General features: G+C 60.8%; 1 pseudogene. It reads right to left on the bottom strand.

What is annotated here, in order from left to right:
• Window positions 1–549 (bottom strand): annotated as a pseudogene (locus tag SxD43FB_RS23905) (IS21 family transposase); the annotation flags it as partial.
• Between the last annotated feature and the right edge of the window lie 18 nt (window positions 550–567).

The raw sequence follows: 567 nt of genomic DNA, 5'->3' as shown, positions 1-567 counted from the left end.
TTCTGCAAGCGCGACATAGCTCTCGCCGCCCAGAATGACATGGACGTGTTCGAAGCCCGACCATATCAGCCGAAAATGGTAGAGGCGATGATCGAGCGGCACGCCGACGATCGTTACGTGCTCATCGCTCATCTCGGTGAAGTCCGACAGGCCAAGCCGTCCCGGTTCATGCACCTGCCGGAAGATCACTTCCTGCTCGGGACCATGGATCGCCCGCCATGTTCGGATCCTTCGCTCCAATGTGCGCCGGATGCGCCCATCAAGCTCAGGGTGACGGCGACATATCTCCTCGAAAATCGCCACTGACCGCAAACCAGGCGCAGCCTGGAGCATGGGAACAACATCCTCGTCGAAGATCCCGGCTAACGGGTCCGGGCGTCGCCGTTCTCGCTGGACCTGCCTTTGCGAGGGAAGCCGAGGATCTCCCTCGATGCGATATCCGGTCGCCGTGCTGATACTGGCCTTGGCGGCGGCGATCGGAACGGCATGGGTATGTCGGAGCTTCATGTAGAGCCTCATCTGATGATCGTTGACGTGGCGGCCCGGCATGAACGACATCCCCTCTCG

It is taken from the genome of Sphingobium sp. D43FB, from assembly GCF_002312805.1.
Taxonomy (GTDB): Bacteria; Pseudomonadota; Alphaproteobacteria; order Sphingomonadales; family Sphingomonadaceae; genus Sphingobium.
Note: the sequence above shows the minus strand (reverse complement) of the source record. Positions and strands in the feature narration are given on the sequence as shown.